This is a genomic window from Psychrobacillus sp. FSL H8-0483 (assembly GCF_038637725.1).
Lineage (GTDB): Bacteria > Bacillota > Bacilli > Bacillales_A > Planococcaceae > Psychrobacillus.
This window is the reverse complement of sequence record NZ_CP152052.1, coordinates 1,627,832-1,650,415: the sequence shown is the minus strand read 5'-3', so window position 1 is coordinate 1,650,415 and position 22,584 is coordinate 1,627,832. Positions and strand designations below refer to the sequence as shown.

22 protein-coding genes are annotated in these 22,584 nt (G+C 34.7%); 6 read left to right on the top strand and 16 right to left on the bottom strand.

Features of this window, described 5'->3' with window-relative positions; all coding sequences use genetic code 11:
- Positions 1-157: 157 nt before the first annotated feature.
- On the bottom strand, positions 158-313 hold the full coding sequence (locus tag MHB48_RS07735) for a hypothetical protein (protein ID WP_340919697.1): 156 nt from the start codon (positions 311-313) through the stop codon (positions 158-160).
- A 180-nt stretch (positions 314-493) separates the two neighbouring features.
- Here MHB48_RS07735 and recU point away from each other — a divergent pair, with 180 nt between their 5' ends.
- Both recU and MHB48_RS07725 read left to right on the top strand, forming a co-directional pair.
- Positions 494-1,093: a Holliday junction resolvase RecU gene (gene recU, locus MHB48_RS07730; RefSeq protein ID WP_342600903.1), complete on the top strand. Its 600-nt coding sequence runs from the start codon at positions 494-496 to the stop codon at positions 1,091-1,093.
- 21 nt (positions 1,094-1,114) lie between these two features.
- Positions 1,115-3,730 carry a PBP1A family penicillin-binding protein gene (locus MHB48_RS07725; RefSeq protein WP_342600902.1) on the top strand — a complete coding sequence of 872 codons (2,616 nt, stop codon included), beginning with the start codon at positions 1,115-1,117 and terminating at the stop codon, positions 3,728-3,730.
- Positions 3,731-4,249: 519 nt separating this feature from the next.
- Here MHB48_RS07725 and MHB48_RS07720 read toward each other — a convergent pair.
- Positions 4,250-4,663: a DUF3139 domain-containing protein gene (locus tag MHB48_RS07720; protein WP_342600901.1), complete on the bottom strand. Its 414-nt coding sequence runs from the start codon at positions 4,661-4,663 to the stop codon at positions 4,250-4,252.
- 150 nt (positions 4,664-4,813) lie between these two features.
- Between MHB48_RS07720 and sspO the strand changes: the two genes are divergently transcribed.
- Entirely contained in the window at positions 4,814-4,969 is a 156-nt protein-coding gene (gene sspO / locus MHB48_RS07715) for a small acid-soluble spore protein O (RefSeq protein ID WP_342600900.1), read from the top strand.
- Between the two features lie 552 nt (positions 4,970-5,521).
- Here the strand turns inward: sspO and MHB48_RS07710 are convergent.
- Together MHB48_RS07710 and MHB48_RS07705 are read right to left on the bottom strand one after the other, a co-directional pair.
- Positions 5,522-6,049: a hypothetical protein gene (locus tag MHB48_RS07710; protein WP_342600899.1), complete on the bottom strand. Its 528-nt coding sequence runs from the start codon at positions 6,047-6,049 to the stop codon at positions 5,522-5,524.
- A gap of 784 nt (positions 6,050-6,833) precedes the next feature.
- Positions 6,834-7,409: an NUDIX hydrolase gene (locus MHB48_RS07705; RefSeq protein WP_342600898.1), complete on the bottom strand. Its 576-nt coding sequence runs from the start codon at positions 7,407-7,409 to the stop codon at positions 6,834-6,836.
- 527 nt (positions 7,410-7,936) lie between these two features.
- Here MHB48_RS07705 and MHB48_RS07700 point away from each other — a divergent pair.
- On the top strand, positions 7,937-9,682 hold the full coding sequence (locus MHB48_RS07700; RefSeq protein ID WP_342600897.1) for a methyl-accepting chemotaxis protein: 1,746 nt from the start codon (positions 7,937-7,939) through the stop codon (positions 9,680-9,682).
- Positions 9,683-10,182: 500 nt separating this feature from the next.
- On the opposite strand, the gene MHB48_RS07695 is transcribed toward MHB48_RS07700, so the two are convergent.
- The 4 genes from MHB48_RS07695 to MHB48_RS07680 form a co-directional block, all read right to left on the bottom strand.
- Positions 10,183-10,716 (bottom strand): AAA family ATPase, encoded by a 534-nt coding sequence (locus tag MHB48_RS07695; protein ID WP_342600896.1) that lies wholly within the window; start codon positions 10,714-10,716, stop codon positions 10,183-10,185.
- Positions 10,717-11,020: 304 nt separating this feature from the next.
- Positions 11,021-11,218: a hypothetical protein gene (locus MHB48_RS07690; RefSeq protein WP_342600895.1), complete on the bottom strand. Its 198-nt coding sequence runs from the start codon at positions 11,216-11,218 to the stop codon at positions 11,021-11,023.
- Between the two features lie 715 nt (positions 11,219-11,933).
- Positions 11,934-12,428, bottom strand: coding sequence for a DUF1572 family protein (locus MHB48_RS07685; RefSeq protein ID WP_342600894.1), 495 nt, complete (start codon positions 12,426-12,428; stop codon positions 11,934-11,936).
- A gap of 316 nt (positions 12,429-12,744) precedes the next feature.
- Complete coding sequence (locus MHB48_RS07680; protein WP_342600893.1) at positions 12,745-13,266, bottom strand: DUF5412 family protein; 522 nt, start codon at positions 13,264-13,266, stop codon at positions 12,745-12,747.
- A 138-nt stretch (positions 13,267-13,404) separates the two neighbouring features.
- On the opposite strand from MHB48_RS07680, the gene MHB48_RS07675 reads away from it, so the two are divergent.
- Positions 13,405-13,710 (top strand): site-specific integrase, encoded by a 306-nt coding sequence (locus MHB48_RS07675; RefSeq protein ID WP_342600892.1) that lies wholly within the window; start codon positions 13,405-13,407, stop codon positions 13,708-13,710.
- A 254-nt stretch (positions 13,711-13,964) separates the two neighbouring features.
- On the opposite strand, the gene MHB48_RS07670 is transcribed toward MHB48_RS07675, so the two are convergent.
- From MHB48_RS07670 to MHB48_RS07650, 5 genes are all read right to left on the bottom strand, one after another.
- On the bottom strand, positions 13,965-15,323 hold the full coding sequence (locus MHB48_RS07670; protein ID WP_342600891.1) for an S-layer homology domain-containing protein: 1,359 nt from the start codon (positions 15,321-15,323) through the stop codon (positions 13,965-13,967).
- Between the two features lie 464 nt (positions 15,324-15,787).
- A complete protein-coding gene (locus MHB48_RS07665; RefSeq protein WP_342600890.1) occupies positions 15,788-17,008 on the bottom strand; it encodes a glutathionylspermidine synthase family protein in 1,221 nt (406 codons plus the stop codon).
- A gap of 8 nt (positions 17,009-17,016) precedes the next feature.
- Positions 17,017-17,472, bottom strand: a complete 456-nt coding sequence (locus MHB48_RS07660) for an RNA helicase (RefSeq protein ID WP_342600889.1) — start codon at positions 17,470-17,472, stop codon at positions 17,017-17,019.
- A gap of 13 nt (positions 17,473-17,485) precedes the next feature.
- Positions 17,486-17,884 (bottom strand): DUF350 domain-containing protein, encoded by a 399-nt coding sequence (locus MHB48_RS07655; RefSeq protein WP_342600888.1) that lies wholly within the window; start codon positions 17,882-17,884, stop codon positions 17,486-17,488.
- A 15-nt stretch (positions 17,885-17,899) separates the two neighbouring features.
- Complete coding sequence (locus tag MHB48_RS07650; RefSeq protein ID WP_342600887.1) at positions 17,900-18,232, bottom strand: aminotransferase yhxA; 333 nt, start codon at positions 18,230-18,232, stop codon at positions 17,900-17,902.
- Positions 18,233-18,808: 576 nt separating this feature from the next.
- Between MHB48_RS07650 and MHB48_RS07645 the strand changes: the two genes are divergently transcribed.
- Positions 18,809-20,263: a PQQ-dependent sugar dehydrogenase gene (locus MHB48_RS07645; protein WP_342600886.1), complete on the top strand. Its 1,455-nt coding sequence runs from the start codon at positions 18,809-18,811 to the stop codon at positions 20,261-20,263.
- A 308-nt stretch (positions 20,264-20,571) separates the two neighbouring features.
- Here the strand turns inward: MHB48_RS07645 and MHB48_RS07640 are convergent, their stop codons facing one another.
- From MHB48_RS07640 to nth, 3 genes are all read right to left on the bottom strand, one after another.
- Positions 20,572-21,132 (bottom strand): hypothetical protein, encoded by a 561-nt coding sequence (locus tag MHB48_RS07640; RefSeq protein ID WP_342600885.1) that lies wholly within the window; start codon positions 21,130-21,132, stop codon positions 20,572-20,574.
- 501 nt (positions 21,133-21,633) lie between these two features.
- On the bottom strand, positions 21,634-21,939 hold the full coding sequence (locus MHB48_RS07635; protein ID WP_342600884.1) for a YpoC family protein: 306 nt from the start codon (positions 21,937-21,939) through the stop codon (positions 21,634-21,636).
- Positions 21,926-22,582: an endonuclease III gene (gene nth / locus MHB48_RS07630; protein ID WP_342600883.1), complete on the bottom strand. Its 657-nt coding sequence runs from the start codon at positions 22,580-22,582 to the stop codon at positions 21,926-21,928. The genes MHB48_RS07635 and nth overlap by 14 nt, the downstream gene beginning before the upstream one ends.
- Positions 22,583-22,584: the final 2 nt, after the last annotated feature.

The window sequence follows — 22,584 nt, the reverse complement described above, 5'->3', positions numbered from 1 at the left end:
CTCGCATTCTAGAAACAGTTTAGCAAATTTTTAAAGATATTACTAGTTATGAACGAACATACATTCCTTCCGATTGTTGACAAACACTTTCATACTTAGACAAGCGGTTTCAAGATACTCATACATTCGAATTTAAATTAAGCAGCAACTTTATTCCTTATAATTTATTTTCGATTTTTTCAATTTTTCCAAGTAAACGAAATGATGATTTACTAAAATCTTCCTCAAACTGCTCTTGTTCATCGTTTAATCGGTTTTCAAGTAGGTATTCTAATAGCTCTAGTTGGTCAATAAGACGTTCAATTTTGTTCATTTTAAACACTCCTTTTTAGAATAAATTCCTTCATACGCTATAAATCCCTTCCTACTCGACAAAGGTTCTATGCAACAGACAAAACTAGTGTCTGCTCGACAACGAAAAAAATGAAACCAAATGTGTATCGTTTTCGTCTAACTAACTTGTGATAAACTAGTAGCATAAGAGGTGAGTGACTTGGCTATTCATTATCCAAATGGGAAAATGTATACTCCTAAAAAAGAAACAGCAAATGTTAGAAAAAAGGATTATTCTTTTAGTAATAGGGGAAAGACATTAGAAGATGAACTAAATGATGCAAATGAATACTATCTAGCACATGATATAGCTGTCATTTATAAAAAACCAATCCCTATTCAAGTTGTCAAAGTAGATTATCCAAGTAGAAGCAGCGCTGTTATTAAAGAAGCATATTATAGAACTCCTTCTACTACGGACTTTAATGGTGTGTTTGAAGGTAAATATATTGACTTTGAAGCAAAAGAAACGGAAAATAGAACAGCATTTCCATTGAAAAATGTTCATCTCCATCAGGTCGAACATATGAGCAAAGTAGTTAAGCAACGTGGGATTAGTTTTTTACTTGTTCGCTTTTCTGCAGTAGATCGATATTTTTATTTACCTTTTGAGCAATTAAAGCTCTTTTGGGATAGAATGCAAACAGGAGGTAGAAAATCTATTGCATTGTCTGAGTTTGAAGAACATGCCATAGAAATTACTCCAAAATATGCACCAAGAATTGATTATTTAAAAGTAGTTAATGACTTGAACGTATAAAGTGAAAGTGAGGAGACGTTTATGAGTGAGCAAAAAACAACTCGTGAACAACGAAGAAAACAATTACAACGAAAGAATCAACCAAAAAAACCAATAAAATTATGGGTAAAACGTATATTTATTTCACTCATCCTATTAGGAGTAATAGTCGCCATTGCAGGTGGTTCCCTCTTTGCGTATTATGCTAGCACTGCACCAGAACTAGATGAACAATTATTGAAAGATCCAATAAGTCCTAAATTACTCGATGCAAATGGAGAGGAATTTGCGACAGTTGGTAGTGAAAGTCGTGAATATGTGACTTACGATGAAATCCCCCAAATGATGGAAGATGCAATCCTTTCTACGGAAGACGCCCGTTTCTATGAGCATGGAGGTGTTGATTTCTTACGCTTAGGAAAAGCTGTACTGGCAAACTTCACTAGCGGATTTGGTTCTCAAGGGGCAAGTACATTAACACAGCAAGTGATTAAAAACTCGTTCCTAACGAATGAAAAAACATTAAAACGTAAAGCACAAGAAGCATACCTTGCCGTTCAACTAGAACGTAAATATGAAAAAGAAGAAATATTTGAAATGTACTTTAATAAAGTATTAATGTCTGGAAGAATTTACGGCTTCGGAACGGCTTCACAATATTTTTATGGAAAAGATTTAAAGGACTTAGAATTACATGAAATGGCTGTATTAGCAGGTATGCCACAAAGTCCGAACAACTACAATCCTTTTAAAAATCCCGATCTTGCTGAGAAAAGAAAAGACATTGTTCTTCACTTAATGAACTTACATGGCAAAATTACGGATGAAGAAATGAAAGCAGCACAAGCAATCCCAGTAGAAGATTCTCTACTACCGGAAGATCAACGTGTTGCTAAACAAGGTTCGAAATATGATGCTTTTATTGATATTGTATTAGATGAGTTAGAGAAAAATGGAGATGGAGACGCCATTTCAGAAGGAATTACAATTCATACAACACTAGACCCAAATGCACAAGAGCAAGTAGAAAAAACTCTAAACTCAGATATGTTCCCTACAGAGGATATTCAGTCAGCTGTAGCAGTAATAGATACAAAAACAGGCGCTATCGCTGCAGTTGGTGGTGGGAGAAATTACGGAGCAGATCGTGGTTTTAACTTCGCTCAAGATATGAAGACTCGCTCTCCAGGCTCCACGATTAAACCTTTAATCGATTATGGTCCTGCAGTTGAATTTTTAGATTGGTCTACTGGCCATACCATTGTAGATGAGAAAATTACTTATACTGGTACAGACCAAGTTGTTCGAAACTTCGATGGAAAATATAAAGGAAGCATGACTATGCGGGAAGCTCTATACAACTCTCGAAATGTACCAGCTGTTAAAACATTGCAAGAAGTCGGAACGAAAGATGCCAAAGAATTTATTAATCGATTTGGCATTGATATTGGAAATGTAACAGAAAGTTCAGCAATTGGTGGTACTTCTAAATCAATGTCACCTATTCAAATGGCAGGTGCATATGCTGCATTTGGTAATAATGGTATTCATACCGAACCATACGCAATCAATAAAATTGTCTATCGAGATGGGAAAACTGAAAAGAAATATGACCATAAAACAAAACCGGTGATGAAGGACTCCACTGCTTATATAGTGACAGATGTGCTACGTGATGTATTAACAAAAGGTACAGCGAAACGGGCAGCCATAAGCGGATTGGATGTAGCAGGAAAATCCGGTACATCTAACTACAGCTCGCAACAAATGGACGAATGGAATCTACCAGATAGTGCATTCCCAGATGTTTGGTTCGCTGGTTATTCAACTAACTATTCTATTACAGTTTGGTCTGGATATCCTGAACTAAAAACACCAATGACGACTAATGAAGAACGATATTTACCGCAAACTATATTTAAGGAAGTCATGTCAAATATTTCAAACGGAAAGTCAACCGAAAGATTTAGTAAACCGAATTCAGTAGTAGAAGCTACGATTGAAAAAGGAACAAGTCCACTTCAGTTGGCAAGTGAATACACACCTGATGAATTAAAAGCTACCGAGTTATTTGTGAAAGGAACAGAGCCTACAGTGGTTTCGGAACATTATAAACAGTTAGAGCTTAATACTCCTTCCAACTTAAAGGTTGATTTTGATGAGATAACATCTTCTGCAACGTTATCTTGGGACTTTGAACAACCGAAAGATCAAGAGGTAGATGTACAATTCGAGGTATCTGTCGCAATTGACAACGGTCCAAACGAAGTACTTCAAACTACAAATCAAAATGGCTTAATAGTTCAAAGCCTAATACCAGGAAGTACGTATGTATTCTCTGTAGTAGCAGTTTCTGATGATGTTCGAAGTGAACCAGCCTCTATCTCCCTCACACTAGAAGGATTTGTAGAAGAGGACCTGGAAATAATGGAACCAATAGATCCCGAGCAGGGTGAAAATCCAGCTGACGGCAACAACGGGAACGGGAATAACAATGGAAATGGAAATGAAAATGGGAATGGAAATGGAAACAACAATGGAAATGGAAATGGTGACGGAAACGGCGGTAATCCAGATGGTGGTGAAAATGAAACACCGCCAGTAGACACGACCAATCCAGACGGTTCATCCGATGAAAATACAAGTCCAAACCCATAAAAAAAAGCGTAAGCTCCTTGGTCTTCAATTGATCGTAATCGGTTCGCTTTGGACAAAGCGAATGGATTGACCATTACTGAAAGTCTAGCGTGGATAGAAGTGACTCATTCACTTCTATCCACGCTTTTTTCGGTAATCCGGTTGCCATTGATTGACCTTCGCTCGCTCCCCTAATCGTTTAAGGAAAAAGTACGCTTGCTTTAAAAATAAAAAAATGGCTGCTTTTCTATTAATTTTGTTAGCGTCCGAAAGAAGATACAATTTCAGGCACTACATCCTCTTCTACGCTTTGTTCCTTGCTAATTCTAACAAAGAAGTTTTGGTCTGGAATATAGATTGATTAAGACATAGCTACAAATGCTGATTCTAATAGAAAATCATAGCCCCTATTTTGAACAAGGATTGATCAAAAAGGGGCTATTTTTCATACCTGTAAGGGCTTTTTGTAATAAAAATTAATTATTTCGGAAACCGAATCTTTAACTAAAGCACTCGTTAGTTGAATAAGGGTATATGTAATTATTCAATGATATATTTATCAATTTCGTTTAAAGGATCATAATTTTTTAATTCGGATTTATTAATATTAATCTTTATCGCCTCTTCTTTGAGAATATACTCAATTTGGTTGACCCCATCATGTGCATAATAGATATATTTAACATAAGGTTCATCTTCAAAAACTACTACTACATAATATGGCGGCAATTTTACTCCATATATTCCATCAACAGATTTTATATCTTTCTTTTCATATCCCTTTTCATCCACCAGATAACTAGTCACCCTCTTTTCATATTCAGTTTTAGTGTTTTCTATTTTTAGATGTGCTACAAAGAAAACTCCACATATAAGCACAAGTAATTTTTCTAATATCACCGTTTTTAAACATAAAAACACCTCTTGTCTTGTAACATTCTTCATTTCATTCATTATTTCCTTCTTAAACTAACCTGCTGCGAAGGAGAGAACCTAGTAACCACATTCGAAGAGATATCAATTACAAAACAATTACCGTAAGATTTAACAAAAATGCATACTAAGGACACCACATGGCAAACTAAAATCATGGAGGTGTATATAGTGAGCAACAGCCCGAAGAACAATTTAAGTGGTAACGCTAGTGATGAGCAAGCGGCTAGGAAGAATTTATCAAGAGAGTTTGATCATGAACTTGCAAACAAACCCTTGACACCGGCAGAGAGACTTAATAATAAGAAAACGAAGAAGCGGCAATGAGCTAAAATGATGTAAGCCCGAATTATAAAAAATAAGCGCACCTTTTTTTAAATCGAATACACGGCTTACTTCATTTTTTTACTATATTCCGCTTAGATCCGTAAAAAGTTTCTTCAGGAATTCGTAGAAATCCAAACCGTTACTTTTGGGGGTTACTGCGATACTCAGACAGATGGCGTTTGCTTTTCTCCAATACTAACCGACAGACGTAAATGCCTCTGACAAATTGATGCATTGGTCAACAACATTACCTATTACGTGTATCGTCTTTAATAAGTTATCAAAATGATACAACAAGCCCCCATCTATAGTAAGGTGGGGGCTATTTGACGCTTACATTTATAATACAATCGCACAAGCTCTATTCCGATGACATCGTATTATTATTTACACGAGAGGGGTGAACATACTTGTTATATGAACGAAAACGGTTCGTAAAAGTTCGAAATTACACGCAATCTTTCTTCAACTAACCTGCTGCGTTAGTTTAATAAGAAAAAAGGCTTCACTCCTTCTTGAAGTTAAGCATCCGTTAGTTTAAGTCCATTTCACTCATTTTGTTGGTTTCTCCGCTACAACCTTAAAATTAGTTGTTGATGTTGACTCATCATATGAGAAGGTAATTTTATAGTCTATTATTTCATTCGTTTCTATTTTACGAATTGATGTTGTTACCGCACCATCCCCGACATATGTTAACCGACTATTATCAGCAATTTCGTAAGTTTTTACACCATCTACTTCATTTACTGCAAAACCTACTCTTTGAATCGTATCTCCGTAAATAAAAGCAAGATTGCAACTATTATTCTCTATATTATCGTAAAAAGAAATAACCGCCTTTAACATTGGTAATTTATCATCTTTCACTAATACATAATCAGATATTTCATAGTTACTATAGTCTTTGTTCTTCTTAAATGTTGCTATTGCGTCATCTTTGGTATAATTCTTTTTATCTGATGTTTGTTGATCTTGATTTAATGAAGAGGCTGGATATTCCGATACACTCTGAGTAATATTAGAGCATCCTATTAGGGTCAAAGTCAAAATTATCCCTAAAGTTAATCTTAGTTTCATACATTTTCCCTCCCTACTTAAAAGTTATTAATAAATTAACATGGTTTCCGGTTGATTTTATATAAATTAAACAATCATTTTTTATACATTTCACCTCAAATAACCATTAACCTTGTTGTACTATTCTGCTGCGTTAGTTCAATAAGAAAAAGCTACCCTTACAGCAACTACTTGTTTAACTAAAGCACCCTTTACTGCAATAAGGACTTTTAAAACTCTAATATTAATTAGAACTTCTTATGACTTTAAAAGACAAACTCGACAAAATAAACGAAACAACTATTAGTATTGGAGTTACAACAAAAATTGTTAATAGGTCAGTTTTAACATTCCAAGGTACATAAGTATTCCACAATACACCCATAAATCTCCATAATGTACTAAAAATAAATATTGTGAATACAAAATAAATAATATTTGCTAATACTTGATTCATCTTATATAAGCCCCCAAAGCATTGAAATGTTATTTGTTTCAAAATACAATATCCTTGTTCAAATAACCAGCTGCGTTAGCACAATATGAAAAGGCTATGACAAACACAGCCATGATTTTTCACTAAAGCACCTCGTTAGTGAAAAAGCGTCTCCAATATTGTAAAAACGCACCCTTTAGCAATTCCTGTCCCCAAAGCAAGAGTTCCAGTTACATCGTTATATTTATTTTTCTTTATCAGCTTAAACATCATAAGAAGCCCCGTGGTTGTTGATATAAGAAAAAGTATAAAAAAAACCGATAAGTACAATATACATTTACTTCCTCCCATTTTATACCGTTTTGTTCATTATTTTATGATGAATAAATCTGGATGTTCTTTTAACAATTTTGAAAGAAATAATAGTTGAGGAAAAGGTATTAAAAATAAATCTCTATTTATATTTCCTTTTAGTATCGCTTTTCCATTTTGTTTAATAAAATCATTTAAAGTAATTTTATTATTACAGATAAAATGAACATCTTCTGGAGTTAGTAGTAGAAGTCCATTAGTTTCTGAAGAGGGATTTGGTTCATTTTCAGAGTAGGAAAGATACATTATTGATAAAGATTCCTGCTCATTTCCTTTAACTAAAATTGGAGCTATTTCCTCGCCTAACCGTATTATGGAAGGTTTATTTCCCCACTCACTCATATGAAAAGTTATTGGAGAATTTATTGGAGTTATTTTCATTGAAGCCTCTTCAAAAACTTCACGCCTAGCTGTCTCTAATGCGGTTTCTTCAAATTCTTTATGCCCACCAAGTCTAACTACTCCAAGGTTATCTGCCTCTTCTATAGGACCAACCTGAAAAATAAACAGCCCCCGATATAAAACGTAAGCACCCGACGTTTTTACATTTTGATTAATATTAATGTCACTCACTCCCCTAAAGTAATTTAATGTTTATTAATTGATAAGAATCCTAATCCTCAATGTTTATATTCTATTCTCGTTATTTATTTCCTCTTTCACTAACCTGCTGCTTTAGTTGAATAAGGGAACAGGCTTTACTCCTTCTTGAAGTAAAGCACCCTTTAGCCATCCATGCAGTAGATTTACCCTAACGTTACACATATTTTATTAGTTATTCTTAGATACTTTTTTTTTGCTGGCTTATTCAACTAAACTGCTTCATTAGTTTAAGTACATTTCTTCACAATCTTTATAGTGATATTAACATAAATATCCAATGAAATAGATCATCTCACCTCACCTCGTAGAAATCTATATAGGAGAGATGATTTTAAATCAAACTTTATTATAAATGAACAAGTAAAATAATATTTTAGAAATACCAACATTATACTCAGGAAAATATTGCAAAATTTATAACTCCTGATATTCTTAAAATTGCGGGATATTTCCGTGGCAGGAAATGGAATATTAAAATGATTAAAGGGAGTTCATCGATGAGAAGTAGCTTAAAGATTAAAATGTTAATGGTTTTTTCAATTTTACTTGTTATTTCGTGTTTTCTGATTAGCTTTTTTGTTTATCGTTCATCGTTAGATCTAGTGAAAGAGACTGTTGGTCAACAAAATTTAGCTATGATTGATCATGCAATCTCTAAGATAGATGATAAAGGATATCAAAATTTAGAAATTGATGCTAAAAAGGAAGGGTATTATCAAGAATTACAAAAAGAACTAGGCTCTGTTAAAGAGTTTTATGAGGTATCTAGTTTGTATACGATGTCTCGTGTGAAGAAGGGTGAGGACTACGAATACTACTATATGGTAGATAGTACGCCAAGTGAGGGTTCAACGATTGGCGTTCAAGAGGAATCACCAGAATCCTATCCTAAGATGAAACAAGTATTTGAAACTGGGAAAGTACAATTTCAGTTATCAAATGATGAAGAATATGGTGCTATACTAGCTATTTATGCTCCGATAAAAAATAAGGCTGGAGATGTGATTGGATTATTGGGGGCAGATTTGGATGCCACAGAAGTTTATGAAGCCATGGATGCCAATCAAATTAAAATTATTACTATTACACTGATTGTCTTATTATTAGGAATCTGCATTGTTTATTTCTTCACAGATTATTTAACGAAGCCTATACGAAAATTAACATCACAAGTAAGAAAAATTGGTAATGGTGATTTAACTGTCGTGATAGAAACTGGTCGAAAGGATGAAATTGGACTTCTAACACAAGCATTTCAACAGATGGTATTAGATTTACAAAATATCATTCTTGGCATTAATGTTGGGTCCAAGCAGTTAATTGACACGACCAATTCAGTTGCTAAAAGTAGCGAGAAGGCAAGTGAAGCAATTAGCCAGATTTCTGCGTCCGTTCAGGAAGTAACGGCAGGAGCTCATGCACAGTATAAAAGCTCGGAGGAAAGCTCTGTTACATTAGAGCAAATGTCAGAGGGCATTCAACAAATTGCTGAAGCTTCTTCAAATGTATCTCAATTATCATCGATTAGCTTACAAAATGTAGAGCTTGGAAATAGTAGCATTGAAAAAGTGATTCATCAAATGAATGTTATTCGTCAATCTGTTCAATTATCGGCAAATGCAATTAAAAAACTCGAGAATCAATCAAACGAAGTTTCGCTTATTATTAATATCATTCGTGACATTGCTACACAAACGAATCTACTTGCGTTAAATGCTGCGATTGAAGCGGCTAGAGCAGGCGAATCTGGAAAGGGCTTTGCTGTAGTAGCTGAGGAAGTGAGAAAGCTAGCTGAGCAATCGGAAAAATCAGCAAATAGCATATCGGATTTGATTTCTAAAATAAATGTGGATACGAATTTAACAGTACATACAATGAATGTTGTAACAGGAAATGTAGAAAACGGTATTCAAGCTGTTGAGGAAGCTGGAAAATCATTTGAAAGTATTCTCCATTCTATTCAGGGCGTAGTATCTCATACAAAGCAAGTCTCTGTAACTTCAGAAGAAATGTCAGCATTCTCGGAGGAAATCACAGCAGGAATTATGGAAACGACGATGCTTGCACATAAGGCTGCAAAGGCAACAGAAGGTGTGGCCGACCGAACAATTGAGCAAGAAAACTTCAATCAAGATATCCTTTATGCCGTTTTAAGGCTTAATAAAATGGCGGAAGAACTTGAAAAAACAGTTTCAAAGTTTGATGTAGGTGTCAAAAATACAGATAGTTCCGACGTTATTTAAGAATGAAAAGTTAATCTTTATAATAAAATTCTACCTAATTTTGCTATTGATTATCTTTTGAGGGTGGGATAAAGATGAAAACCTTTTTTCTCTTTTCACTAGGGATTATCCATTTATTGCCATCAAATGCTATGGAGACAGAAGAAACCAATTCAATCTATTAACCAATTGCCGATCTTTAATCGGCAATTGGTTCTTTAATTTCCTGAACGATTCGTACTTGAACCGCACGCCAACCAATTACTTTGAAAAGAAATATAATTGTTCAATTTACAAGGTGATTTGTTACAATAACGAACGTCAAGGAATGGTAATCCCTCCTAAGCTTTTGAGTTTGCCCTCTTCAATAACAAATATGATACTTAGTCTTTTGTTAGGTAGAGTAATTAGTCCTTGCCAATTTCCCTTTTTTCATCGAAACTAATTATTTCAAATTATTCATAAAATTGAAGAAGTATTATGGAAACAAATATATAATAACAGCCTCTTATCTCTTTCACTTAAACCAAATTAATGATTTTTTCAATAACTGTTTTAACATCAGTTTCATTAGTAATAGTGAATAGGTGGTTCACTTCATCTTCAGTGGGAGGAGTAAAACCTTCTATTTTTGTTTGCTTTAGCTGAATATCTAATACTTCATCATAGTTTGAAACATTTCTAAGGATTGTTGTATCTCGATGACTATTTTTAATACGGTCTTTTAATATATCTAGTGGTAAATCAAAATTTACAATAAGGGTTTGAAAACCTTCTTTTTTAAATTTTTCTATCAAATTTAATCGAGGTTGTTTTTGTCGATTAGAATTACATAAAATAAAATGATTATCGGTTTTGTGAATAGCAAATTCTACTACTGTTTGTGAAAGAGCAAATTTTAAAATTTTGGGTCCTTTTTCTGGTAATAAAGATGGATAATGTTTCTCTAAAAATTCTCCTTGTACATCTTGGTCAATAACAACTGAATTTATTAATCTTTTCTCTAAAAGGTTAGCAAATGTAGTTTTTCCACTATGTGTTGTCCCTACTGTCATTATTAGAAATCTCACCCTATGAACCCCTTTGATATCTATAATTTTTGTTTACTGACACCATCAATTTTTTTTAGACACAGCAAAATATGTAATTCCTAGTCCTTCTGTAAAAACCCTTCTTTAACTAATCTGCTTCGTTAGTTTAACAAGAGAAAAGAGCCGTCTATGCAGTTCATTAATCTTCAAGTAACGCACCAGTTAGCTGAAGAAAGTTTATATTTATTAATGTTTCCATTCGTGTTCCAAGACACTGTACAAAAATGAATCTCGACAGCCGTCTTTAATCAACAAATCTTTACGCATTTTACCTTCTTTCATCGTCTTCTAATTCCTTTTCAATTTCTTTATCACTAATCGTTACTATCTCCTCTTTAACTCCATACTTCTTTATTACTATTTGACCTACCTCTGACTTATCAATGGCATCCTTTACTGCTGCAAAAATTACTACGTACAAAATAAATAAACCAACAATCCATAGTAATATATTTCCCCAAATCATTTTTCTTCCCTCCCAATTATATATTTCTTCTTGAACTAACCTGCTGCGTTAGTACAATAAGAAAAAAAGAGCTGTCCAGCAGCTCAATGATCTTCAAGTAAAGCACTCGTTAGTTAGAGAAGGTACTATTTTAATTCTGTTAATGCTGTGCGAACTCAAGCGATTGTTCAGTAGAACAAATCAATAATAAATTACTTTAAGATCATTTCTTCACAATAGACCCTTTATTTTCCTACAAAATAGACTATGAAAATTAACCCATTTATTATTAAAGCTGTTAAAGGAATTATGGCAACAAATGCTGAGACAACTAATTCCCTTTTGATTCTATTTGAATTAGCTTTAACAATACTAAATAACGAAGATAGAATTAAAATGAATATCGTTATAGTGCCAGCTAACAATATGCTTCGACTCTTTTCACCAGTCACTCTTGCAATATCTTCCACGAAAAATACTGCTATTAGCCCTACAATCCCCAATATAAATGAAGCTATAAACCATTTCGTAAATTTATCTATTTTGCACACCTCCTAATCATTACTTTTCTTAACCTATAGCAACTTGGTTTTCATGTTTCATTAAGTACAGTTACCCAACAAACCTGATGCTCTCCTCTTTTTTTTAACGATTAAGTAGGGGTCTTCTTAAGTATTGTCATTTTTCTTTTCTTGAAGAAACTAATTTTCATGGTAGTTGAAGAAGCATCATTTATTTATTTTTTTCGAGGTATAGTTAATGTTTTCCAATCACTTGATTTTAAAAATTTTGCTACATAAATGATTTGTCCAATATGATAAGAATAGTGGTACATTTGGCGTTCAATAGCTTGCATAACTGAATGGGGTTCATTTCTGATTGTAATTGTTTTTAAGAGTTGTTCTTCTTCAATACTTTTCAATCCGTTTAAAAAAGTATTCCAGCCAATTTCCCACAGTTCCATCATCTGTTCTTTGGTTTGAATGTCTCCCATAAATTCATCATCACGATTTCGGAAAGGTTTTTCTCCATCTGTTATAAGGAAATCAGTCCACCGAGATACCATATTACCACTCATATGTTTCACAATGATGGCGACACTATTGGACTCTTCATTAGGAGCCCAAAATAATTCGCTCTCGGTTAATTGTTCTATTGCTTTTTCGGCGGTCACTTTCGCTTCCTTAAATCGTTTAATAACTATTTTTAAATATTCGCTACCTATGTCCATACAATCACCTCACCATAATATTCTTATTTAACCGTATCTACTTATTTAACTAAACTGCCCCGGTAGCTATTCATGCAGCACAAAATCAGTGCTGCACCACAGAGAATGAAAATGGTTAGGTAGTGTCAATACTGATACTAACCGTAATCCATAGACTTATTTACGCTCTCCTCTTTTTTTAACGATTTGGGTCCTCTTAAGTATTGTCATTTTTCTTTTCTTGAAGAAACTAATTTTCATGGTAGTTCAATAAGAAAAAAGAGTTGCCTAAGCAACCTATTATCTTTAACTAAGCACCCGTTAGTAAAAAGAATTATTAATCCGAAAAAGCTTCCCCTTTATCTAAGTTCAAAGTGTGATTATTTATTATAATAATATCGTTACTTGTCCAAGCCACATCTGCCTTGTGCATATTGTCATCAGAGTAGATATTCTTCTTAAACCAAAGGGGACCATCTACTATTCCTACTACACTAATAGAAGTAGCTGCACCACCATTTAATGTGTAGAAGTCGATTGTCATTTTAGAATCGGGTGATTGGGTTGTTGCAATGGGTTCTCTTGCAAATGTATTCACTACTATCCCTAATAGAAAAATTGCTGAAAGTGGAAATGCAATTAAGACAGTCAGCCAACTTCTCCATCTTGCTCCCCTGTTGCTTTTGTCTCTAAATCCCGAAATACCCATAAAAAAAGTAATAAAAGTGAGCAACCATAAAACCGAAGCAGGTGGTGCAACTGACCACGAGTGGTTATAAGAAGCATATAAATTCTGTAAAGAAAGAGCAGTTACTAACAAGCATAAAAGAAAAGACCACAAATTATATTTTCTTTCCACTATATTACCTCCCGACTAGAAGTTCTGGTGTTCATCTTCTTATTCAACTAAACTACTCCGTTAGTAAAAACACTCCTTATGTCTATAATTCTATTAAGTTGCCAATAACCCCTTTAATATATTACTATTTTAGGGGGAATGGAATTGTTACTGTCAAATGCATGGGCTTCGTTTGAAGCTGATAAGCGAATAGAGGGTTTTTCTTCGCAAACGTTGAAGGCATACCAGTTACAGTCATTGCTACTAATTGGTTATTTTAAAGATGTAGAACTGGAATTGCTAGATACAAATCAACTAAAGGAATATCTTGCTATATCCGGCAAGCAATTAAAACCAACCAGTCTTGCACATCGTATCCGCTTTATGAAATCGTTTTTTCGTTGGTCTCATGAAGAAGGCTACCTGAGTAAGAACCCAACTACCAAAATTAAGACCCCAAGGTAGGGAGATTGAACACTTTCAATCCTCTCATTCCTCAATGGAAATAGCGATTTTTGAATTCATGTTTTCTAAAGGGTGTCAAATTAGAGAACCAATCACCACTAAGAGAATACGTATTGAAATGATAAAATTGGTGGGAGCTCCGTGGAAAATGATTCAGAAGCGGCAGATACATTAAGACCAGGAGAGACGGTATATGTTAGGGATGGTATTTCAGAAAAAAATAAAAAAGCACCCCTGAGGATACTTTAATCATTTTATTTTTTCAATATATGTTTTTTATCTCGTACATCTATAATCTCTAGTCCTTTATCTGTTACTATCATATCTTTTGCTTGAATGCTAGATAATTGAGCTGTTTTCTTATCTAGTAAGCTGTATTTAAATACCCCTTTTTTATTAAAATAGTAGATGGTTGAATGCTCATACTCTACGGATTTATGATTTTGTGTATAAGGGAATGTACCGATTTTTCCACCAATATCCTCAAAAATGAATCGAGCACTAAATTTGGATTCTAATTTTAAATCTCCTCCACTTAAATTGAGGGAATAAAGAAATAAGGAATCATCTACATTGGGTATATCTTTATAGGAAGGCTCAAAATCACGTGGTTCTTTTTCTACTGTATAGTAGATTCTGTCATTCCATACATACATGTTTCTTTCTCTTATATTATACGACATAAACGGAAGCTTAATTTCTTCAAACTTTCCACCTTCTATCGTTGTCTTCATCAAACCAAATGAAGAAGGAATTTCAAACATCATTCCAATAACTCTTTGGTATGGGATATAGAGATCATTATTATATAAAATAATCGGGTAGTCTCTTCCAAGTCTCTCCTCAAAGTGGCCTTCTACATATTCAAAATTATCTCTTGAAAGTAAGACAATTTCTTCATTTGTCTGTTGATTTATTTTGACTAGCTTGTAGTTTTTAATCGTATACTTCCATCCGTCCCGGACAATTTCTGAACCGATTTCACCAACAAAGGATTTATAAGCCTTCACTTTCATCGAATCTTCCATTGCACGAGCTAAAAATGCGGAGAAATGTGCACGTGTAACTATATTAGATGGTTTGAAAGAACCATCTGGATAACCACTTGCAACCCGATTTTTAGCAATGCTATTAATATCTGAATAAGCCCAATGTGCCGGAGATACATCTGTAAAAGTTGGCTGACTATCTAAAGGCATATTGAACGCTCTCCGTAAAATGGCAGCCATTTGTGCGCGAGAGGTTGTTTCCCCTGGTCGCATATAACCATTTTCTCCACGAATTATTCCTTTTTCATTGATTGTCGCTAGTATGGAATAATAGTTCGATTTGGTCGTTACATCTTTAAACTGAACGGTAGGATTTTCAATTACCTCTATATCAAGTGCTTTCAATAACATTGCCGCTGCCTGTGCACGCGTTATAGGTTCATTTGGCCTGAATGTACCATCTGGATAGCCACTGATAATATGCTTGTCATGTAAATATAAAATTGCTTCGGCGGCACTGTTTCCTTTTAAATCTGAAAATGCTTGGTTAGACTCCGCTTTTGCGTTGGATATCATAGGAATCGTTAGCAAAAATGCAACGATAAACGTCATAAACTGTTTCATTTTATCCACCCTTTCATTGATAAAACCCTTGCTTAAGCAAATTCTTTTGTCCATGAATATCCTTGAAGTCGTATTCATTTTAAGAGAATAGTCGTAGAATGAGATTACAATATAGTAAAGTAATAATTTCAAAAAAAGCGTTAATATGGAATCATTGAAAATATGAAAGTTACATATCCAGCTAGTTGGCTGACTGAAATTGCAGGAGTCCACCGTTCAAGCTATTATAAAAGCTGGATACACAGGGAAAACGAATTAGAAGATTTGATAGGGATCAGGAGCTGAAAGAAGCGATTAAATCAATTCATATCAAGGAATCTCGCTGGCTGCATAGCCCCCTAAGACTGTCTACTTAACAGGGGAAAGTGGCACTTTGGAATTATTGTTGCACTAAAGCACCCCATTACTTTAAGTACATTCCTTCACAATCTCATAAATAGTTTAGAACCCAAACTTGTCCCTTTTTAGATAGTCCTTTTTATTCCTATGGGCAAGTAATACGACAAATTGTTTGTAATCATCCCACCTACTCGCAATCCAATAGCACCTGGTTTCCCACTAATTAAAAAGCTACCAATTAACATTTCCCCTACTTGTTCCCCCTTTTCGCTTTGGAAAGTTACTTTTGGTTGCTCGATATATTGCTGATACACCTTTATATACTGATTATAAGATTTTTGTACATCTTCTTTTATTAACTGTCCACTCTTGTCATAAATTTCAACTGTATTTCCTTCACGACCGAATACAGGCTTTTTTACAAAGTGCAGGCCTTTTTCGATAAATGGATTTTCTTCTAAATATGTTGGTAAAAAATACTCGGAAATCCACTCATGCTCCTCAGCTGAAAAAAATACATTGCTTTCCTCATGTAAGCCCCAAATAACAGCCTGTACCGCTTTATTTTGAAGCAAAAACGCAGAAGGTGGGTTAATAATTATTAACAAATTTTGTTCAACTAACTCAAGTAACCATAAACCGATTGGATTTTGTGCTTCGTCTTCATCTTGAATTACATTTTCAATAGGAAACGTTTGACGATACAAAACGTCAATTTGCTTCCCATCCTCATCAAACAATCCGACTCCGTTTTGTATTTGTAGTTGATGTAACGGTGTAAATTTAGCTCCAGGTATAAATTGCATTAAGTAAAGCGTTGTATAATAGTCTTCTATATTTTGTTCATGCGCAGTAAAGACAATATGTGCCTTTTGTGAAGGTTTACTTTGAGCAACACTTTTCCTAACCATATCTTTTAAAAGTTGCTCCATTTTAGCATTTGGATTTTCCATAGCAAACGCATGACATATACGTTCATTAACAAAAAACAATTCTTTAATAAATGTTGGTGTATCTGCATTTATTTCAATACATTTGTAGCTGTCGTTATATGGAATAAAATCAAAGCGCGCGATTACACTTTCAGCCTCTAAAATTTTTAACCGAAGAAAATGAAGGGTTTGTTCTGGATAGCCCATTTCAAGTAATATTTCATCTGGTACATTACGCAACAAATGTGCGATTTTAAAATAAATTTTGCCGGTGCGTTCCGTCGCTAATCGAATTTTTTCCACTTCATCTTCTGTTACTTCATATAAATCATAAAGTGCATATTCCTCATCATATAAATCTGCCCAAAACTGTTCTATTTGTGAATAAAACTGTTGACGATTGCTTTTATACATGAAGTCATTCAGCTCACTTTCAAATCTGTTACATAAATCACATATACACCACGGTCTTCGTCAATTTCAGTAGAAGTAACGAGCATTTGTCCAACTATAGGAACATCTACAACATCCTTTAGTAAATAACGAATAACTTCAAAATGAGTCTCACAAGGAATATGTGAGAGCACTCGGTAATTTTCACGTTCATTTGGACTTCTAAATTCGATATGGATGCCTCGTCCACGGAAGCTTTGTTCGTCTTCACCAGATAAATTACGTCCTATCTCTTTTAGTATGAGCACTTCCACATTTTCTTCCATTTCGTTCGATATTAGTTCAAATTGTGTACCATGCATAACAAAATATGTACAAAGCTGTCGTGCATAAAATTCATCGAAGCCTACATTGGTTGCCATATATTCATAAAACGGCTCAAAACGGCCATTTCCTTTATCGATATAATAAATTAACTGCTTCAAAGCTACCCCCACCTCAGTAAGATAAACATTTCGCAACAATCCAGCCAACTGCTACTGATAACGATAATAAAATCGTTCCGACTGCTCGATTATCTTCTTCAATCGCTTTTTGAATACTAAAACGAATTGTCATTAGTTCTGCAAGGAAAAATACAATTACTTGCGCTACAATTCCGATTGCGCCCCAAACGGCCATATCTATTAACGATATGGAATACTCGGCAGCAGCCCCTAATACAATTGCTAGCCCCACCACTTTACCACCTAAAAGCATTGCAGCTGCTACATTTTTATTGGCAATCAATTGAAACTCTTTAATTTTGGGCGTGCTTAACGTAAATAACAGCATCCCGATAATTAATAAGCTCAGTGATACGCCTAAATATGATAAAAAATTTACATACACATTCATGTTTTTCCGCCTCTCTTATCCCCCGAAACTTTTTGAGCCACTGCCAAAACCTGAGCTCGATTTTACCGCTTTAAAGCTCTCACTACTTTTATAACTTGTATAGTCAGCGCTACTACTTAATGCAGACTTATTTTTATAATAGCGTCCCCCATAGTAGTATGCGCCGTAATGGCCTGAACTACTTTCATCGCATTGCCATACGCCATCCTCCTCTGACCAGTCCCAATCGCGACAACTTTGATCCGTAGGCTTTGGTGGTAAGCTACTTGTAGATGTGCCACAGCCAGCTAAGCTTAACGTTAATGCTGTTGCTGATATACCGACCATCATTTTTTTAGTTTTTTCCATTTCTGCCAGCCTCCATTTCCTTTCCTACTTTAACGTACGAAACAACAGCTAAAAAAGATTCGGAAAATTATTATTCTGAATACTTTTCTTGTCAAGCCAATCCCAATAAAGTTCTCTTCTCTACAATTCTTATGACAATTTTTAATTTTTTCTTTTAGCATTTCCACTCTCCATATTTTACCTAGTCAACTAAACTGATCCTTTAGTAAAATTAAGAAAAGAGACATTTATTTATTCAACAATCGCGCTCTTTAACGGAAGATCATTTAACGTAATTAAGAACCTTCTGCAATATCCATCCATGATCAATTACCACCAATTACATTCCTTCACAAACTAATTCACATTTTAACATAAATATCCAGTTTTAGAGAAGTATATTTTATTATATGTAGGGAAGGCGTCATCATACCATTTTACGATAAATCAACCTTTTCCTTTAACATAGCCTAAAAATAAATGTGCAAAAACAGACACGTCCCCAGTGACCGATTTCCCGGCCTTACTCTGGTACTAATAGAACAGATCTAATCATATTCTTAAAAAAGAAAACAATAAGAAGGTGTCTAAAGTTAGTTGATAAAAGTTAAGGTTAGTTTACGGCCCATTGTAAATAAAATAAATTTACCCACGGTTTTGAAAACAACTATAGTTCCGGGTGACTCAATCGAAAGATTATTTATTGCAACCCAGATAGGAGAGATCTTTTACATTGGAAATGGAGTTATAAGGACTTTTTTAGATATTCGCCCGCGAATAATAAAACTAGGTGTTTCTGGTGGTGGATATGATGAACGAGGATTGATAGGGCTAGCGTTTCATCCCGAATTTCAATATAACGGTCTGTTTTATCTTCATTATTCTGTAGCTGGTACACAAGGTCCAGGTGCTCTTCCTAATTCAGAAGCTGCAGGACGAGGCCAAGATGGTCTTCCTGAATTTTTTCAGCCTAATCCGTGTGACCCCAGAACCTTAAATCTAAAGTGGATTAATAGAGAAACTCAATTTGATCATATTGATACAGTTGAAGAATGGATTTTACAATCGAATGGTCAATCTCGAAAACGGCGGGCATTACTTAATTTAAGAAGACCATTTTTTAATCATAATGGTGTCAATAGCTTAAACTTTTCACCTGAAACAGGAAAACTTGTTTTAACAACCGGAGATGGTGGATCAGGCTATGATCCATTTAATTTAAGCCAGGATGATATGGAAATCGCCGGTAAAATAATTGAAATTGATGTAGCTAAGAATACATTAATCGATAATCCCCCCGTAGTCACACGTTTTAATGAACTTCCTGCACCTATTCAGGAAACACTTACGGTAATTTCCAAAGGGGTTCGTAATATACCTGGTATTTCATTTCAAAGGTTTGATAATCAATATATCAAATATGTGGGAAATGTCGGACAGGACTTAGTAGAGTCGATTTTTTCATTCGTTCATTATAAACCAATACCGGTTACTCAACTTATTCAAACTTCTTTAATGAAATCCGAACCTGACCTAGAAGGATTTATTAACTTTGGCTGGCGAGGGTGGGAAGGTGCTTTTCCTGCTTCCATTATAAGGGGCTGCTCTGCAAATCCGACTTTAGAGGAGAAAACAATTGCCTATTACAATGATGCAGTAAAAACTTCAGTGTTACGTCTTCAGCCTCTGACTAGTTATTTTCATAAGGATCCCCGACCTGATAAGTTTGGAGGTACTGCACTTACAGGAGTGCAAGCCTATATGGGTAATGGAATTCCCGATTTAAAGGGCAGCGTTGTGTTTACCGATTTTGCCCGTGATGAAGGATCTCAACCACCGATTAGAGGGGTTTTAGCTTATACCAAGGTAAGACCAGATTGTAAATTAAATGATTTTAGTGTTATTGAAACCGATTATAATTTTGGGTCTCAATCAGCTTTTTATGTTAGTTTGGGAACGAATCTGAATCAAACCAGACTATATTTAGGGGTTTATGGCTCTATGAATGTGACTGATTTTAACCAAGGTACTATTTTTGAAATTGTTCCATGATTCATAACTATAAAATTCGACTTAATAACAGATAAATCTCTTTCTTGGATTTAATTGAATAGAAATAAAACAAACAAGAGAACAATCAGGCTCCCTTGTTTGTTTATTTTTTCGTGTATTTAAAAGCTGAACACCTTGATTTCATCCAGAATATTTGTATTTCTCTTACAATAGAACGGATATTATGTTGCTTTTACTTGTAAGATAACTCGCAGTCTTTGAAGAAGTTATATTCCGCGGCAACAGGCCTGTCGAGAATTTTCCTGATGAGTTTCGACGGATCAGATAAGGAATCTGGTATGGTTGCACTAAGTTATAACGGTCTTTAATTTTTTAAAAAAGAATAAAGCCATCTCAACCCATAACCAGTTATAAAGGAATGAAAAAATAAAAATACTTCCTGCTGTAAGGAATGAATAGGAATCGGATACGGTTGGACCAAGTACGGGAAAGTGGAAAATATTTAGTAGACTCATAATACCTATCGTTAAGAGAATTGCACCAATAAAAATAATACTTACTCTTTTCTTGAAAAAGGAAAAAGCTGCACCTATACCAATCCCTAACAACCCTGTTGTAAAAGGAAAAATGACTAGTTCACTTGGAAACAGAATGAATAGCAACAGGATGGTAAGAAAATAAGACATCACTCCCATATGAATGGAAAACATAGCACCAATCAAAATAGGTAAAGTAGCAAATGGGCTGATAAAATATCCGATCCCTGGTAAAAAGCCACCTGTTGCCTGAAGTACAGCAGCCAAACAGGCGAGAAAAGATCCTATAACAAGCCTCTTCGATTTTGTATGTTTACGAAATTCTAATTGGGCAAATCGAATATCATCTGAAATTGATTTAAAAAAACACATCGGTCCACCTCATACAAAACGGTTAACTGACACACCATTTCATTTTTTTACTATAGCATGTTGAACTAAGCACCCGGTAGTTCAACAACGTATATTATTTTCATGATAGTATTGCATCTTTGGCTGCTTACTGTATGAATATGACAGGGTACATTCCTTTATTCCCCAAAACAATAGCACTTTGTGTATCGTCATTTTAGGATTGTATCGGACAGAAAGACTGTCATCCGATTACCGAATAAATGCGGGGGACATGACTCTTCACGTCCCTCGCATTTAGGAATCCCGGAAATGGTCCAATAGTTACTCTGTCCAAAGCAATCCGAAAACAATGAGAAACAAAGTAAATATATGTAGATTATTTTCAAGAGAATGTGCAAAAGTGCTGGAGTCTGTACATTTACTGAGGGGAAATTTTTTTCTTACTCAGTAGAAAAAGCGAGCAGTCCTACAATAAGGACGACTCGCTTTTTAATATGATTCAAGAAAGCATTAATTCTTCTATTTTGGGGTTTTCATAACGCGGAGACGTGCAATTTTCTTCTTAGTTTCATTAAAAAGCTCGTCTAATTGGCGAAATGCTGCATAGTTATGTTTATTTTTTTTGATAAATGCAAATCGCTCTTCAAAATTTAGAGGGGCTGCTCCTTCTGCTTTTTCTAATACATTTGCTAGCAGAACGATACCATTCTCCATTAATTCTGTCGTAGGTTTTCGCTTATCCTTGAAAAGTTCAGTTAATTGTACCCTAATTTCTATCCAATCATCGAAGTCTTGTTGGAAATTATCGTGATCAAGCTTGGGCAATTTTATTCATCCTTTTCTTACCTTCTCTACAAACTGATAATAGTGGACAGGTTGGACAATTCGGGTTCTGTGCTTTGCAATGATAACGACCGAAGAAAATAAGCTGATGATGTGCTTTGGACCATAATTCCATTGGTGTTTTTTTCATTAACGTTTCTTCCACTTGGAGCACGGTATCCTTCCATCTACAAAGCCCTAAACGTTTGGATACTCGTTCTACATGTGTATCCACCGCGATTGCAGGAATATCGAAAGCGACAGAAACGACCACGTTTGCGGTCTTTCGCCCTACTCCAGGAAAAGTCGTAAGCAAATCGCGGTTAGGTGGAACTACCCCATCGTACAATTCTATTAATTGTTTACTCAATGCTTGAATATTTTTAGCTTTATTGCGATATAGACCAATCGAACGAATGTCATTTTGTAATTCTTCGATGGATACCGCTAAGTAATCTTCTGGCTTCTTATATTTTTGAAATAAGTCTTTTGTTACTTTATTTACTAATACATCTGTACACTGTGCAGACAATAAAGTAGCTACTAATAATTCGAAAGGGTTTTCATGCACTAGCTCACAATGAGCATCTGGAAACATTCGTTCCATCTCATCTAGGCAATATTGCCATTGTGCTTTCGTAAGCATCT

Bases quoted from the DNA above. Each gene is read 5' to 3' on its own strand.
- nth (WP_342600883.1), bottom strand. From the start codon at position 22,582: ATGCTTACGAAAGCACAATGGCAATATTGCCTAGATGAGATGGAACGA.
- MHB48_RS07670 (WP_342600891.1), bottom strand. From the start codon at position 15,323: ATGAAACAGTTTATGACGTTTATCGTTGCATTTTTGCTAACGATTCCT.
- MHB48_RS07690 (WP_342600895.1), bottom strand. From the start codon at position 11,218: ATGATTTGGGGAAATATATTACTATGGATTGTTGGTTTATTTATTTTG.
- MHB48_RS07655 (WP_342600888.1), bottom strand. From the start codon at position 17,884: ATGAATGTGTATGTAAATTTTTTATCATATTTAGGCGTATCACTGAGC.
- MHB48_RS07650 (WP_342600887.1), bottom strand. From the start codon at position 18,232: ATGGAAAAAACTAAAAAAATGATGGTCGGTATATCAGCAACAGCATTA.
- MHB48_RS07710 (WP_342600899.1), bottom strand. From the start codon at position 6,049: ATGAAACTAAGATTAACTTTAGGGATAATTTTGACTTTGACCCTAATA.
- MHB48_RS07735 (WP_340919697.1), bottom strand. From the start codon at position 313: ATGAACAAAATTGAACGTCTTATTGACCAACTAGAGCTATTAGAATAC.
- MHB48_RS07725 (WP_342600902.1), top strand. From the start codon at position 1,115: ATGAGTGAGCAAAAAACAACTCGTGAACAACGAAGAAAACAATTACAA.
- MHB48_RS07695 (WP_342600896.1), bottom strand. From the start codon at position 10,716: ATGACAGTAGGGACAACACATAGTGGAAAAACTACATTTGCTAACCTT.
- MHB48_RS07685 (WP_342600894.1), bottom strand. From the start codon at position 12,428: ATGGACATAGGTAGCGAATATTTAAAAATAGTTATTAAACGATTTAAG.
- MHB48_RS07665 (WP_342600890.1), bottom strand. From the start codon at position 17,008: ATGTATAAAAGCAATCGTCAACAGTTTTATTCACAAATAGAACAGTTT.
- MHB48_RS07675 (WP_342600892.1), top strand. From the start codon at position 13,405: ATGGAATTGTTACTGTCAAATGCATGGGCTTCGTTTGAAGCTGATAAG.
- MHB48_RS07640 (WP_342600885.1), bottom strand. From the start codon at position 21,132: ATGTGTTTTTTTAAATCAATTTCAGATGATATTCGATTTGCCCAATTA.
- MHB48_RS07700 (WP_342600897.1), top strand. From the start codon at position 7,937: ATGAGAAGTAGCTTAAAGATTAAAATGTTAATGGTTTTTTCAATTTTA.
- MHB48_RS07720 (WP_342600901.1), bottom strand. From the start codon at position 4,663: ATGAATGAAATGAAGAATGTTACAAGACAAGAGGTGTTTTTATGTTTA.